Here is a 13,948-nt window from a genome sequence, read left to right as displayed (position 1 = left end):
GTCCGGGTTTTTTTATGGCCGGGATTTGTCAGCTCCCGAGCAGACCGCTGGTGTCGGCATCAAAGCGTTGCTTTGCCTTGTCAGCGGCCGGTTTCAGCAACGCGAGCAGCGCTGCCTCGCTGTACAACCGGGTTGTCGCCAGTTCCTTGGGCGACGGCTCGATCGGAATCAGCAGATCTTCACCGTCCGCGTGCAGCCAGATCGCCACAACGTGCAGTGCCGAGACAAACAACAGTCGCGGTTCCACGGTTTTGCCCTGCAATTGCGGCGACTGCTCCGCCAGTTTCAACGCGCCGACGGCAGCGGCGGCGAGCGTCCCGTGGTTCAACGAGGCGAACTCGACGTGGCCGCGTACTTCAGCCAGTTGCGCATCGGCAATCGTCACGCCGTCGGCGAACACCAGATAATGCCAGTCGCCCATCCGCGCGTCTTGCAGACCTTTGCCGTTGCTCAAATCCTCCAGACTCAGCGAGTAACCGCGCCAGGCTTCGCTGAGGCTGATCTTCGCAGGTGAGGCGTTGGCGAATTTGCGGTTGGCGCCAAAGCCCTGGGTTTGCAGGGCCGTTTGCAGCGCCGGACGCAAGGTCTGTACGCCGTTGGAAGGCGCCTTTGGATAAGTCAGTTGCATGATCTCGCCCTCTTAGTTTTTTACGGTGAAGTAAGTATTGGTCCAGTTGCCGCCGCCGTTGTAAGAACCGGGAAGTGCGTTTAGCGCGCGGGTCGAATAGCCGTAGATCGAGTCCGCGACCAGGACGTAGTTGCCGTTGGTGCCATAGATCGTCAGGAAGTGCGCGCCGCCGCCGTACCAGGCACAGCGCAGGCCGACCGGGCGGCCCATGTTGATCTGGTTCTGAATGGCCGACATCTGCAGCGAACCCTGATTCATGCCGTTATAACTGCGCGTGGTGCGCAGGGCGGTGTCCAAGTAGCCATAGACGTTGCACGGCCCCGGCTGATTGCAGCAGTTGCGGTTCAGCTCCGAACTGGCCACTCCGCACTGGGTCCACGACCCGGTGCCGTAGTAGTTGCCGACTGAAGCGGAAACGGCCGCCCAGCACCAGTTGGTCTGGGTTTGCTTTTGCATCGTGAAGTTGAGGCTGCCAGGGGCGAGTGCGCGGTTCTGCTCCGCTGCTTCGACTTCGACCAATTGCGGGTCGACCAGATGGCCGATAAGACACCTTGGCAGGGTCTCGCCGGTAAAACGGGTTGCTTCATTGGTTAACATTTTTCAATCCTCCATGAGTGAAAACAAGCGTCCAGCTTGTGAGTGTGTTGCGGTGTTGCTGAGCGATCGGTGTGTAAGGGTTGCCATGTTGGATGGCGCGTTCCGATCTCCTTGCTCGAGGTAACCTTAGCCTGAATATGCATTTGTGCAATAAAATAAATGCATTAATGCATTTTTAAGCTCAAAAGATCGCAGCCTTCGGCAGCTCCTACAGGTGAACCATCAATCCCATGTAGGAGCTGCCGAAGGCTGCGATCTTTTGACTTTTAGCTGTCCGCTTTCTTCTCAGCCGAATTCAGCTCTTTCAAGCGCTGATCAATCAACTGGCACTTGTCCGGCAAATCCGCACTGGCCGTGCCCAGGTCCATCTTCTGCAATTCCGCGTTGATCTCCTTGGCCTTGGCTGGATTCTGTTCGGTGAGCCGGGTGACTTCCTTGGCCAGTTGTTCGCGTTTAGCGGTGGCTTCTTCCGGCGTGCAGGCCCAGACGGGCAGGGCGCAGGCGAGAGTGGCAGCGAGTGTGAGCTTGATCAGGGTTTTCATGGGAGCAGGCCTCAGTTCCGGTTAAGGCGGGTTAAACGGTTGAGGGCTTTGGCCGGTTAAAAGTTCAGTCTCGCTCCCATCAATCCTCCGCAGACTTTATGGGAGCGAGGCTTCTCAATGGCGATGACACGGCATCAAAGACTAACTTGCGTGGCAGCAACTGGATCGGTTTCCACCTTCATAGCGATCATGATGCCGCACCCATTCCATGATCTCGTCCTCATTCCTGCCCTTGGGCGTAAGGTCGAGGTAGTTGTAGGCGCCGACCAACATATCCAGTCCTCGGGCATACGTTGAGTACGTGTGGAAAATCTCACCTTTATCATTACGATAAAACACACTCAGCCCCGGCATTTCCTCTTCGACACTGTCGGTTTTTTCGTAGTTGTAAGTAGCCTTGCCAGCCGCAACATCTTCAGCGCGCGCGCAAACGCCGAAGTCATAGTTGAAGTCGCAACCTTCTGACGACACCCAGTCGAACTTCCAGCCCATCCGCCGTTTAAAGTCCTGAAATTCGTTGAACGGTGCATGGGAAACAGCCACCACGGCGAGGTCGTGATGGGCCAGATGCTGATTGGCGCCATCGATGTGGTCGCTCAAAAACGAGCAACCCTGACAACCTTCCTCCCAGTCTTTGGCGAACATGAAGTGGTACACCACTAATTGGCTGTTTTTGCCGAACAGGTCGGCGAGTTTCAGTTCGCCGTTGGGGCCCTGGAAGTGGTAGTCCTTGTCGATTTTCATCCAAGGCAATGCTCGGCGTTCAGCGCTGAGGCGGTCGCGTTCCTTGGTGAACGCTTTTTCATGAGCCAGGTGCTGCTTACGAGCGGCAAGCCATTCTTCGCGCGATACCACCGGATGATTCTCAACGTTCATGATGATTTCTCCTGCGGGGTTGAAACCGTCTGTTTCAGACTAGTCGTTTAACCCGCCGGGAATTCGACAGACCGCCGGTCGGTCGCCGCGCAAAATGAGGCTGAACGGCTGCAGCGCGCCTGGGTCACAACCTATGAACGCGCCCAAAATCACGCGCACCGGAGGTTGAATCAGGATGACGACTTATAACTGGGATTTGATTGAGCGATTGCTGCATGAAGTGCAGAACAGTGCTGGCGAAAGCTTCGCCCCTCGAAAATACGCCGAGGATTACGCGGCGGCGAAGGCCAGTGCAGGCGAGCCGATCGAGAATCTGGATCACTTGAAAACGCTGGCTTGCGAGTATGAAGGTTTGTTGCTTGATCGTGGATACATCGAGCCGCGTTCCGATGATGAGGGCAGCACAGGTAACAATTTCAAGCTGACCCCGCGTGGGGCGAGCCTGTTGAGCCTGATCGACAGCAGCATTCCGGGCAATGATCATCCGCGCGAAGTACTGGACGATCAGGAAGATGCGCTGGATGAAGTGACATTTGATGAAGTGGCGTCCAAAGCGCAGATAGCCTAAAAGCAAAAGATCGCAGCCTCCGGCAGCTCCTACACAAAACCATGTAGGAGCTGCCGAAGGCTGCGATCTTTTGATCTTCACCCCTGTTTTGCAGCCTTCAAACACTTCAGATCATTGAAGTCTTTACGCACTCCCTCGATCTTCTTCAGCAATCGCTCCCGCTGCTGCGGCGTACTCTCAGCCATCAGGTCGACCGCCAGCGCCCGTCCTTGTGCCTCAGTGTTGGCGTAGGCCTTGCGGTAATCCGCCGTCCATAAACTCTCGCGATTGATCAAAAGAGTCTCGATGCGTTGTGGGAACTCGGGACTTTTGCGCTGTGCAACCGCCGCGCTGAACTGCTTCTGCCAGTGCTCACGATTGGCAATCCATTGGGTGTTCTGATCGCCCAGGTCGTTGGACCAAGTCGCCACTCTCTGTCTTTGTGTCGGGCTTAGCGGGCCGAGCCAGTCGTTCAGGCGTTTCTCCATGCGCTCGCCACGTTCCTTGATCTGCTCGGCCAGTGGCGGTTTGACGTAATCCTGCTGGCGTTTGCGCAGATCCTTGGCAAACGCGTCGTTCATCTCCTCTACCTGCTTATCGTCCAGGCCTTGCAGAAGTTCGATGGCTGACGGGGTGATCTCCCGCGCAGTTTCGGCAATGGCTTTCTTTGCTTCCACGGTGCGCGCCTGAAGCGCTTCGTCAGTGACCTGATTGGTTTCGACCATCGTTTGCAAACGATCCAGCCAGTCGAGATAGCCCGGCAATTGCGTGGTGCAGTGCCAGCTCAGGTGTTCCTGGAGGCGCTCGTTGAACCAGCCCTTTTGCTCGCCGTTCATGTCCAGGTAGTCGCCGAGCGTCCACGGGATGATCACGTCGAGATTGCGATACGCCAGGCCGACGCGGCTGCAGGCGCCAAGGGCGAGGGTGCAAATCAGCAGGGCAGCGATGTGTTTGAACCAGCGAGACATGGGCGAATCCTTGCGATGGCTAGCCGTAGGGTCTGATTCTCATGTGAACGCAGAATGAACCCGGCAGTTCAGCCAATCAATAGAACGCGCGTGCAGCCTTGAGTGTGACGAGGCCATCGCACTCGCTGTTGTGCCCGGAATAGGCCGAGCAATCGCTGCCGCTGAGGCTGGAGTTGCTGTAGATCAGGTCGAGGTCGACGCCCATGAAGGGCCGGGACAATTTCACCGACCAGTCAGTAAAACTGCTGACGTAACCACCGTCTACCGCGACCGGCGAATTCAACTGGTGGGTGGTGTATTTCATGCTGACACCAATGCCGAACGGCTGATTACCGCTGAGGTCGGCGAACAGCGTGTTGTTCTGTTTATCCGGGTCGTTGCTCAAGGCAATGCCGAATCGGCTGCCGAGCAGGGTCAGGCCGCCGAATAATTCCTGGCTGTCGAGGGTGTCCACTTTGGGATAGCTGTAGTGGATCATCCCCACTTCGTAGCCGAGGGTTTCGTCGAAAGGTTGTTTAAAGCCGACGTAGGAATCGATTTCGAGGTTCTTGCCCGGCGTGATGCCCATGCTCGGTGCGTATTGGCCGATATAGATGCCACTGTCGTGACTAAGGTCGAGTCCGCCATGAAACGAGCCAGTGGACGCCGGTTTGACTAGTCCTTGCGCCATGCTGCGAGAGGGAGTGGTGCCCAGCTTGAGGTCGAAGTCGCCGAGCTCGCGCTGGAAAATCTGCGCGTGCACAGGCGGGCAAGCCAGCAGGGCTACAAGCAATAAACGGGAATTTTTACGCATGCGTCACTCCATGAACAGCGAGCGCAGGGCTGCGGACCTGCTGAAACGCTTGATCTAGACGTGTGCAAGGATACCGACGAATGATCGGCATTGATGGCCGTTCGTCGATTGTCAAAAATTAGATGGGTTTTTGTTTAAAGCGAAGGGGGGATTGCGCGGTGCCAGTCCAGACGCTTCGAAGCTCAAAGCGCCTAGGGACGGGTGTATTACCGGGGATTACTTCTTGCCCAGGCTGATCTGCTTGGACGGACCGAACGTCTGGCCGCTGACGCCTTTGGCAATTTGCTGGATCTCGCCGCCGGACTTGAGGAACAAAGCGATCTGATCGTTGATCGATTCGCTTGTTTCAACGGCTGGGGCTGGCTTTGCTTTGCTGGTGGATGCTTTTACACGCATGGCGGCCATTAACCTGTAGAAGAGTAACTCGGCCAGGTATCGTACAGTAATTGCTTGACAATAGCTCGGTAAATATCCCCCGGAATAACCAACCGCCAGGGTGGATTATTCTCGGTTAAATATTCGAAATAATTCGCTAACCTGCTGTTTTAGTTAAAAACATCTATGCATTGCGGCACTGTGGCGGCCTTTCGCTGGGCACCGAATCAGTCTGACGAGTGGCACCGCGCGCGTGCCCGACCAAGGAGAATCAAGGCGTTGCGCAGATTTTCCCGGCCTCGCCGTTTTGCCGGCGAACGTTCCCGGTAAAACCGGGTAGAATGCCGCCCACGCAATGAGGGTTTTGGAAATGGCTTTAGTCGGGCGCTACAACAGTTTGCAAGTGGTTAAACACACTAACTTCGGTTTATATCTGGACGGCGGTGCCGACGGCGAAATTCTTTTGCCCAACCGTTATATCCCTAAAGATATTCCCAGCGAAGATGAAGACTGGCTCAACGTATTTGTTTATCTGGATAGCGAAGACAAACTTCTCGCTACCACTGAAAAACCGAAAGTTCAGGTCGGTGAATTCGCCAGTTTGAAAGTTGTTGAAGTCAACAGCATCGGTGTGTTCCTCGACTGGGGCTTGCCGAAGGATCTGTTGCTGCCGTATTCCGAAGAGAAGCGTCAGATGACTGCCGGCGAATATTGCGTGGTGCATGTCTACCTCGACAAGCACACCCGTCGTATCACTGCCACTGCGCGACTGGATCGCTACCTCGACAAAACCCCGGCCAGCTACAGCCCGGGTCAGGAAGTTGATCTGCTGGTTGCCGAAGCTACCGATATGGGCTTCAAGGCAATCATCAACAACAAACACTGGGGTTTGATTCACAAGAACGAAATCTTCAAGTTCATGCGCGCCGGCATGAGCGAAAAAGGCTTCATCAAGGAAGTGCGCGCCGACGGGAAGATCAGCCTGAGCCTGCAACCGGTTGGCCAGGAAGCGGCGAGCAGCCTGAACTCGAAGATTCTGGCCAAGTTGCGCGAAAATGACGGCACCCTGCCGGTCAGCGACAAGAGCGATCCGGCATTGATCAGCAGCCTGTTCGGTGTCAGCAAGGGCAACTTCAAGAAGGCCATCGGTTCGCTGTACAAGGAAGGCAAGATCGTCATTCATGCGGATCGTATTGAACTAAGCTGAGCCAACGCCGGCCCCATGCAGGAGATGCCGAAGGCTGCGATCTGTTGATCTTCAACGGCAGAAGATCGCAGCCTGCGGCAACTCCTACATTGAGGATGGTGTGATGAAGAAAGCGCTGATTGCTTATGTTGCAACGCTGGTGACATTTCTGTTGCTCGACGGGATATGGCTCGGCCTGTTGATGGCGCCGACCTATCGCGAACTGCTCGGACCGTTGATGCTTGAAAAACCGCTGCTGGTTCCCGCAGCGGTTTTTTATTGCCTGTATGTTTTCGGTTGCGTGGTGTTCGTGGTGTTGCCTGCGCTGAACTGGCAGAGGGCAGCGAAGATGGGCGCACTGTTGGGGCTGGTAGCGTATGGCACGTATGACCTGACCAATTGGGCGACGTTGCGCGGATGGTCGGTGCAGGTGTCGTTGCTTGATTGGGCGTGGGGGACGTTTGCCACCGCTGTGGCTTGTACTGTTGGTTTTCTAGTGGCGAAACGGCTGGTGAAGTCATACTCCTGAACAGCGTTGATTGAGCTGGCCTCATCGCTGGCAAGCCAGCTCCCACAGGGTTTTGTGTCGAGCACGAGACAGGGGTAGGCGCCACGAACTTGTGAGAGCTGGCTTGCCAGCGATTGGCGGCGCAGCCGACAGCCATTCACCACTGACGCAGCAGACAAATTAAATGTCTTTTCCAGACGGCTTTTTCTGTCGCACTGGTTAATAATCGACGCCACGACCCTTCGCCCCGGACATTGATCCGGGGTTTTGTTTTGACCAATGGATGGCTGCCATGTTGTGTGTGTTCGAGGTGTTGCGGTGATTGTCGAGCGGCGCAATGCCGACCGTTTTGCTTTGCAGGTGATGATCGGTCTGTGCCTGATCTGGGGTGTGCAGCAGGTGATGATCAAGTGGGCTGCACCTGACATTGCGCCGGTGATGCAAGCGGCGGGGCGCTCGGGGATTTCTGCGCTGCTGGTCGGATTGCTGATCTGCTGGAAGGGCGGTTGGGATCAGGTAGGCAGCACCTGGCGCGGCGGCTTGCTGGCCGGTGCGTTGTTCGGGCTGGAGTTCTTCTTTATCTCCGAAGGCTTGCAACTGACCACGGCAGCGCACATGTCGGTGTTCCTCTACACCGCACCGATTTTTACCGCGCTGGGCGTGCATTTTCTGTTGGCCAGTGAGCGTTTGCGACCGTTGCAGTGGCTGGGGATTTTGCTCGCCTTCATCGGTATCGCGATTGCGTTTGCTGGTGGTGTGTCGTGGGACAACCTTGATCGGCGCATGTTATTGGGCGATGCCTTTGGTGTATTGGCCGGCGCCTGCTGGGGCGCGACCACGGTGGTGGTGCGCGCATCGCGCCTGTCGGAAGCCCCGGTGACGTTGACCCTGTTCTATCAGTTGATCGTCGGCTTCGTCGGCCTGCTGTTGATTGCGCTTTTCAGCGGCCAGATCGGCCATGTCAACCTGACCGCTGTGGCGGTGGCCAGCGTGCTGTTTCAAGGGCTGGTGGTGTCGTTCTTCAGTTACCTGGTGTGGTTCTGGTTGTTGCGGCGTTATCTGGCGGCCAACCTGGCGGTGTTCTCGTTCATGACGCCACTGTTCGGCGTCACCTTCGGCGTGTTGCTGCTCGGTGAACAACTGAGCCTGAACTTCGTCATCGGCGCTGTACTGGTGTTGCTCGGCATCACGTTTGTCAGCGCCGAGCAGTGGCTGCGTCGGCGTTTGCGCAAAGCGCTGGGCCAGTAACCGTCGATTGCATCGCCAGACCGCCAGCAATCAGCAAACCACTGCCGGCTATCACCAACGCCGGTTGCAAGCCACCGCTGAAATGGCTGCTCAGCGCGGCCAGTAACGGGCCGCTGAGCTGACCAACGGCGAAGCAAGCGGTGAGCATGCCGGCATTACGCTGGGTGGCGTGCGGCGCCAGTTCCCGCGAGCGTTGCATGACCAGTTGCATGCAGGCCAGGAATGGCGTCCCGCAGAAGATGACGCCCAGCGCCAATCCCCAGCCGCTGCCCAGCAAGCAGGCGAACACCCCGGCGGCTTGCAGCCATAACGTCGCCATCAACCAGTGACGCGTGGTGTGCGGATCGTGACGACGCAGGCTCACCAGCAAGACGCCGATGGCGGCGCCAAGGCCGAAGCACGGCCAGAACAGATCGGCCTGCCATCGCCCGTGAAACTGCGCGTTGGCCATTTGCGACAGGAACGTGGCCGGAATGATGTAACCGACGCCGTACAGCGCGTAAATCAACGCCAGACGGCCAATGCCACGACTCGCCGGGCTGACGGCCGCTGCATCAGTTGCCTTCGCGGCGACCTGTTGTGGCAGGAGTCGCCAGACCCCCAACATCATCACCAACGCGGCCGCGGCATAGATCAGCCACAACGTCGCGGACGTCTGGTTCAACAGATGTGAGATCAGCGCCAGCAACCCTGTCAGAAAAATCCCCAACCCCGGCCCGGCAAATACCAGCGCACCCAGTCGTGGGCGACCCGCTGCCACCGCCAGTGGCTGACTGAGCGCAGTAATCATCACCAGCACCCAGGCACTCGCCACACCGGTTCCGAAGCGCAGCAGCAGATGTGCCCAGAAGCCATTCGCCCAGAACGACGCCAGCGTCAGCAGCACACACAGCCACAAGCCGCCGTGCAGACGCCGCTGAACCTGTTGCGGACGATGGGCAAACATCGCATCCACCGCACCGAGCAGGTAACCGAGGTAATTGGCCGCGGCAATCAGACCGGCGGCAGTCAGGTCAAACTGCCCCTCGCTGAGCAGGTGCGGCATTTGCGGGGTGAGGGCGAAGCGCCCGATGCCCATGGCCATCATCAGGGCGACGAAGCAGGCGGATAAGCGAATCAGCGGCGACATGGTCTGGATTCCGTTGGCAAGATCAATGACCGTCAGGCTAGGACTGATTGACTTTCTTTAAAATTGAATAATAGTGAGTAACTTGTTCTGTTCTGGAGAAAGGTTGTGGAGTTCAGCCAACTGCGGATTTTTCAGGCGGTCGCCGAGGAAGGTTCGATCACCCGCGCCGCCGAACGCTTGCACCGAGTGCCGTCGAACCTGTCGACACGGCTCAAGCAGCTTGAAGAGCAAATGGGCGTGGAATTGTTCGTCCGTGAGCGTCAGCGTTTGCAGCTCTCGCCTGCGGGAAAAGTCTTGCTGGACTACACCGGCAAACTGTTCGCCCTGCGAGATCAGGCCAGCGCGGCGGTAATGGGCGGGCAACCGGCGGGGGATTTTGTGCTGGGCACGATGTACAGCACCGCCGCTATCCATCTGCCGGCATTGCTGGCGCGCTATCACAAGCAATATCCGGCGGTGAACCTGCAAGTACAGTCGGCGCCGAGCGGTGAGTTGCTGGAAGGTTTGCTCACCGGACGCCTCGACGCGGCGTTGGTAGACGGGCCCCTGCAACTGGCCGGGCTCGACGGCGTGGCGCTCTGCGAGGAAAGGCTGGTGCTGATCACCGAGATTGATCATCCGCCCGTGCACACCGCCAGTGATGTCGAAGGGCGGTCGGTGTTCACCTTTCGTCGTGGCTGTTCCTATCGCATGCGTCTGGAGGCATGGTTTGCCCATGCCCACGCGGCAATGGGCCGGGCCATGGAGATCGAGTCCTATCAAGGCATGCTCGCCTGCGTGATTGCCGGCAGCGGGGTGGCGCTGATGTCGGAGTCGATGCTGGCCAGCCTGCCGGGGCGCGAGAGCGTAGCGGTGCACCCGTTGGCCGAACCGTTCGCGGGTGCGACAACGTGGCTCATGTGGCGCCGGGGCATGGTCGGCGCCAATCTCAATGCGTGGATTGAGGTGCAGCAAGCCGTCTATCCCGCACCTTTGGTTGAATCACTGGAAATGGCTTGAACCAATGGCAGCGCACTCTGTTCAATTCAGTAACAGATCATTGCGGATTTGGCCGAGCATTGCGTAGGACTTCGGACTATTATCAGTGCGAAGCGGCCTCAGAATTCCGGCCGCTCAGCACCACCCTGAAGGGGGCATGACGATGAAAGAGAAAATTCAAAACTGGCTGCATGATTTGGGTGTTGCCCTCGGCTTGATCGAACCGCCTCTGCAACCGGTACCGATCCGCACGGACGACGAACAGCGTCGGCGCCAGCCTCGTCGGCGGTAATGTCCCTGATGTGAAGGGTCAAGAGACTCACGATCAAGAGATCGCAGCCTCCGGCAGCTCCTACAGAGAAGTGTAGGAGCTGCCGGAGGCTGCGATCTTTTGCTTTCAGTGCCCCAGATCATCGGTAAAAACCGGCTCAAGTCATTCGCGGTCTTCACGCTTTCCTCCAGGCGAAAAAAAACGGGTGTGGCAACCGACGCCACACCCGTCGAAGAAAGCAATCGTTCGTTACATCAAGCTCAGATCGCGCTGGCCATCGTAGCGGGGCGCGGCGACATCAGGCTGACCACCACAAAACTCACCAGACCCACAGCCAGGCTGTAGTAGATCGGTGTGTTGGCGTCCAGACCGTCCTTGAACATGAACAGCAGCGCCGTGGCAAAGCCCAGGCCCATGCTGGCGATAGCGCCGGCGGTGGTCGCGCGTTTCCAGAAGATCGCACCGATCAGTGGCACCAGCATGCCGCCCACCAACAGGTTGTAGGCCAGGGTCAGAGCGCTGATCACGTCGTTTACCACCAGCGCGATGCCGAGCACGACGATGCCGGTCAGCAGGGTGAACAAACGGTTGATACGCAGGCTCGATGGCTTGCCGCCGCGCAGTTTCGGCAGCAGGTCTTCGGTCAGCGTGGTGGCGGCGGCGAGCAGGCCGGCGCTGGCAGTGGACATCATGGCGGCCAGTGCGGCAGCGATCACCAGACCCCGGATACCGTCCGGCAGCGACAGTTTGACGATCGCGGCGAAGGCGTTGTTGACGTTGTCCAGATCCGGGATCAGTACGTGCGCGGCCATGCCGATCAGTGCACAGGCGAGGCCATAGATGATGCAATAGATGCCCGCGATGCTGCCGGCGTATTGCGCGACTTTGGCGGTCTTGACGGTGAACACCCGTTGCCAGATGTCCTGACCGATGAGGATGCCGAAGAAGTAGATCATGAAGTAGGTGATGATCGTGTCCCAACCGATGGTGGTGAAGCTGAATGCGGTCGCAGGCAGTTTCAGCACCAGTTCATCCCAACCGCCGACGCGGTACAGGCAGATCGGCAACAGGATGAACATCAGGCCAACGGTCTTGATGATGAACTGGACGATGTCGGTGAGGGTCAGCGACCACATGCCGCCAATCGCCGAATAGATCACCACCACGCCACCACCGACGAGTACCGAGACCCAGAATGGCAGGTCAAACAGCACTTGCAGGACGGTGCCGATCGCCAGAATCGAGGTCACGCCGATCATCAGCGCGTAGGCCAGCATGATGACCGCGCTCGCCGAGCGGGCCATCGGGTTGTAGCGTTTTTCCAGAACCTGGGTCACGGTGTAGATCTTCAGCTTCAGCAGCGGTTTGGCCAAAAACAGGTTCAGCGCAACGATGCCGCAACCCAGTGCCGCGCACAGCCAGAAACCGGAAATGCCATGCACGTAGCCCAGGCGCACGGTGCCGACAGTGGACGCACCACCAAGCACCGTCGCGGCCATGGTGCCCATGTACAGGCTCGGGCCGAGGTTACGACCGGCAACGAGGAAGTCCTCGTTGGTCTTGGCCTTGCGCATGCCGAAATAGCCGAGCAAAAGCATGCCGGCGGCGTAGATGAGGACGACGAATAAATCCAAAGCCATGATGGCGTGTCTCCGATTGTCTTTTTTATGTTGAGGCTGAATTCAGTTCCCTTGTAGGAGTGAGCCTGCTCGCGATAGCGGTCTGTGAGTCACATCTGTGTGGGATGTGCTGCAGTCATCGCGAGCAGGCTCACTCCTACAGGGGATTTGCGTCAGGCGGCCTGACGCAGTTCGGTTTTCTCAGCGGCTTCGCGGCGGACATCCTTGGGCCCAAACACTTCGCGCGGTTCCGGAAACAGGCGCAGCAGCGTCAGGTACACCACCGAGGCCAGCCCCAGAGTCACCGGCAAACTGATGTCGATGCCCCCCGCCAACTCACCCAGTGGGCCGACGAACTGCCCCGGCAGGTTGACGAAGAACAGACCAACGGCCGCGCTCGGGATCCACGCGCCCAGGCCCCGCCAGTTCCAGCCGTGGGTGAACCAGTAGCGTCCGCCTTGTTCGCCGCGCGTGAACACTTGCAGGTCATCCGGGCAGTAAAAGCCGCGACGCACCACCAGGCCGATGATCATGATCACCATCCATGGCGTGGTGCAGGTGATGATCAGCACGGCGAAGGTCGACACGCTCTGCACCAGGTTCGCCGCAAAGCGTCCGATGAAGATGAAGGCAATCGACATGACGCCGATCAGCAGGGTCGCCTTGACCCGAGACAACACCCGCGGAAACACGCTCGACATGTCCAGCCCGGTGCCATACAGCGACGTGGTGCCGGTGGACATGCCGCCGATCACCGCAATCAGGCACACCGGCAGGAAGAACCAGCTCGGCGACACCGCCAGCAGCCCGCCGACATAGTTGTTGGCCGCAATGTAGTCCGGCGCCTTGATCGCCACGATGGTCGCGGTGGCCAGGCCGAACAGGAACGGAATCAGTGTCGCCAGTTGCGCGGCGACCACTGCGAACATGATGCGGCCCTTCGGCGTTTCGCGGGGAATGTAGCGAGACCAGTCGCCGAGGAATGCTCCGAAGGAAATCGGGTTGCTCATGGCCACCAGCGCGGCACCGATGAACGCCGCCCAGAACCCGGCCTGACCCATGGCCACACTGCCGGCGTATTGGCTGTCGAAGGCGGGGGCAAAGGCGAAGATGCCGAGCAGGAACAACAGGCTCGCGGCCCACACCGCAATGCGGTTGACCCACAACATGAAGCGAAAGCCGTAGATGCAAACCGTCAGCACCAGCAGCGCGAACAGCCCGTAGGCCAGGCCGAGCGTGAGGTCGGTTTCCGGCAGGTCGAGCAGGCGTTTGGCGCCGCCAACCAATGCATCACCCGAACTCCACACCGAGAGCGAGAAGAATGCGATAGCGGTCAGCAACGACAGGAAGGAACCAACGATCCGCCCATGCACGCCGAAGTGCGCACCGGAAGACACGGCGTTATTGGTGCCGTTGAGCGGGCCGAACAGCCCCATCGGCGCCAGAATCAGCGCACCGACCAGCACACCCAGCACAATCGCCCAGACGCCAGCCTGAAAAGACAGACCGAACAGCACCGGGAAGCTGCCGAGTACAGCGGTGGCAAAGGTATTGGCGCCGCCGAAGATCAAGCGAAACAGGTCGCTGGGCCGGGCGTCACGCTCATGATCCGGGATCTGTTCGACCCCGTTTGTTTCAATGCTGCGAAGGCTTTTTTCGTTGTTGTTGTTATTCATGATCTGC

The 13,948-nt window shown here is 58.4% G+C and carries 16 protein-coding genes; 6 read left to right on the top strand and 10 right to left on the bottom strand.

The features are described 5' to 3' along the window. Window positions 1-28: 28 nt before the first annotated feature. The 4 genes from ICA16_RS14715 to ICA16_RS14700 all read right to left on the bottom strand — a co-directional run bounded on the left by ICA16_RS14715 (window position 29) and on the right by ICA16_RS14700 (window position 2,643). A complete protein-coding gene (locus ICA16_RS14715) occupies window positions 29-628 on the bottom strand; it encodes a hypothetical protein (RefSeq protein WP_210700885.1) in 600 nt (199 codons plus the stop codon). Between the two features lie 12 nt (window positions 629-640). After that, window positions 641-1,225, bottom strand: a complete 585-nt coding sequence (locus ICA16_RS14710; RefSeq protein ID WP_210700884.1) for a papain-like cysteine protease family protein — start codon at window positions 1,223-1,225, stop codon at window positions 641-643. Between the two features lie 266 nt (window positions 1,226-1,491). Next, complete coding sequence (locus ICA16_RS14705; protein ID WP_042558132.1) at window positions 1,492-1,767, bottom strand: hypothetical protein; 276 nt, start codon at window positions 1,765-1,767, stop codon at window positions 1,492-1,494. A 141-nt stretch (window positions 1,768-1,908) separates the two neighbouring features. Next, window positions 1,909-2,643 (bottom strand): DUF899 domain-containing protein, encoded by a 735-nt coding sequence (locus ICA16_RS14700; RefSeq protein WP_210700883.1) that lies wholly within the window; start codon window positions 2,641-2,643, stop codon window positions 1,909-1,911. A gap of 175 nt (window positions 2,644-2,818) precedes the next feature. On the opposite strand from ICA16_RS14700, the gene ICA16_RS14695 reads away from it, so the two are divergent. Next, window positions 2,819-3,211, top strand: a complete 393-nt coding sequence (locus ICA16_RS14695) for a transcriptional regulator (RefSeq protein WP_150602997.1) — start codon at window positions 2,819-2,821, stop codon at window positions 3,209-3,211. 77 nt (window positions 3,212-3,288) lie between these two features. Here ICA16_RS14695 and ICA16_RS14690 read toward each other — a convergent pair whose 3' ends face one another. The 3 genes from ICA16_RS14690 to ICA16_RS14680 form a co-directional block, all read right to left on the bottom strand. Then, window positions 3,289-4,158 (bottom strand): DUF6279 family lipoprotein, encoded by an 870-nt coding sequence (locus ICA16_RS14690; RefSeq protein WP_210700882.1) that lies wholly within the window; start codon window positions 4,156-4,158, stop codon window positions 3,289-3,291. Window positions 4,159-4,234: 76 nt separating this feature from the next. After that, on the bottom strand, window positions 4,235-4,951 hold the full coding sequence (locus tag ICA16_RS14685) for a TorF family putative porin (RefSeq protein WP_210700881.1): 717 nt from the start codon (window positions 4,949-4,951) through the stop codon (window positions 4,235-4,237). Between the two features lie 216 nt (window positions 4,952-5,167). Beyond that, window positions 5,168-5,356 (bottom strand): hypothetical protein, encoded by a 189-nt coding sequence (locus ICA16_RS14680; protein ID WP_181818528.1) that lies wholly within the window; start codon window positions 5,354-5,356, stop codon window positions 5,168-5,170. Between the two features lie 340 nt (window positions 5,357-5,696). On the opposite strand from ICA16_RS14680, the gene ICA16_RS14675 reads away from it, so the two are divergent. From ICA16_RS14675 to ICA16_RS14665, 3 genes are all read left to right on the top strand, one after another. After that, on the top strand, window positions 5,697-6,533 hold the full coding sequence (locus ICA16_RS14675) for a CvfB family protein (RefSeq protein ID WP_150602994.1): 837 nt from the start codon (window positions 5,697-5,699) through the stop codon (window positions 6,531-6,533). A 103-nt stretch (window positions 6,534-6,636) separates the two neighbouring features. Continuing rightward, window positions 6,637-7,041, top strand: a complete 405-nt coding sequence (locus ICA16_RS14670; RefSeq protein ID WP_210700880.1) for a DUF2177 family protein — start codon at window positions 6,637-6,639, stop codon at window positions 7,039-7,041. Window positions 7,042-7,299: 258 nt separating this feature from the next. Then, window positions 7,300-8,268 carry a DMT family transporter gene (locus tag ICA16_RS14665; RefSeq protein ID WP_215729181.1) on the top strand — a complete coding sequence of 323 codons (969 nt, stop codon included), beginning with the start codon at window positions 7,300-7,302 and terminating at the stop codon, window positions 8,266-8,268. On the opposite strand, the gene ICA16_RS14660 is transcribed toward ICA16_RS14665, so the two are convergent. Next, entirely contained in the window at window positions 8,216-9,397 is a 1,182-nt protein-coding gene (locus tag ICA16_RS14660) for an MFS transporter (RefSeq protein ID WP_210700879.1), read from the bottom strand. The genes ICA16_RS14665 and ICA16_RS14660 overlap by 53 nt on opposite strands. A gap of 105 nt (window positions 9,398-9,502) precedes the next feature. Between ICA16_RS14660 and ptrR the strand changes: the two genes are divergently transcribed. Both ptrR and ICA16_RS28295 read left to right on the top strand, forming a co-directional pair. Next, the gene (gene ptrR / locus ICA16_RS14655) at window positions 9,503-10,396 is read left to right on the top strand and encodes a putrescine utilization regulator PtrR (RefSeq protein WP_210700878.1); all 894 of its coding nucleotides are present in this window, start codon (window positions 9,503-9,505) and stop codon (window positions 10,394-10,396) included. A 142-nt stretch (window positions 10,397-10,538) separates the two neighbouring features. Then, a complete protein-coding gene (locus tag ICA16_RS28295; RefSeq protein ID WP_003184145.1) occupies window positions 10,539-10,667 on the top strand; it encodes a PA1414 family protein in 129 nt (42 codons plus the stop codon). 239 nt (window positions 10,668-10,906) lie between these two features. Here ICA16_RS28295 and ICA16_RS14650 read toward each other — a convergent pair whose 3' ends face one another. Both ICA16_RS14650 and ICA16_RS14645 read right to left on the bottom strand, forming a co-directional pair. After that, window positions 10,907-12,286 carry a sodium:solute symporter family protein gene (locus ICA16_RS14650; RefSeq protein ID WP_210553729.1) on the bottom strand — a complete coding sequence of 460 codons (1,380 nt, stop codon included), beginning with the start codon at window positions 12,284-12,286 and terminating at the stop codon, window positions 10,907-10,909. A 152-nt stretch (window positions 12,287-12,438) separates the two neighbouring features. Next, window positions 12,439-13,941 (bottom strand): purine-cytosine permease family protein, encoded by a 1,503-nt coding sequence (locus tag ICA16_RS14645; RefSeq protein ID WP_210553728.1) that lies wholly within the window; start codon window positions 13,939-13,941, stop codon window positions 12,439-12,441. Window positions 13,942-13,948 lie beyond the last annotated feature (7 nt).

The sequence above is a fragment of the Pseudomonas anatoliensis genome (assembly GCF_017976235.1).
In the GTDB taxonomy this organism is placed as follows: Bacteria; Pseudomonadota; Gammaproteobacteria; order Pseudomonadales; family Pseudomonadaceae; genus Aquipseudomonas; species Aquipseudomonas anatoliensis.
The sequence above is the reverse complement of the archived record's forward strand: the minus strand, read 5'-3'. Positions and strand labels throughout refer to the sequence as shown.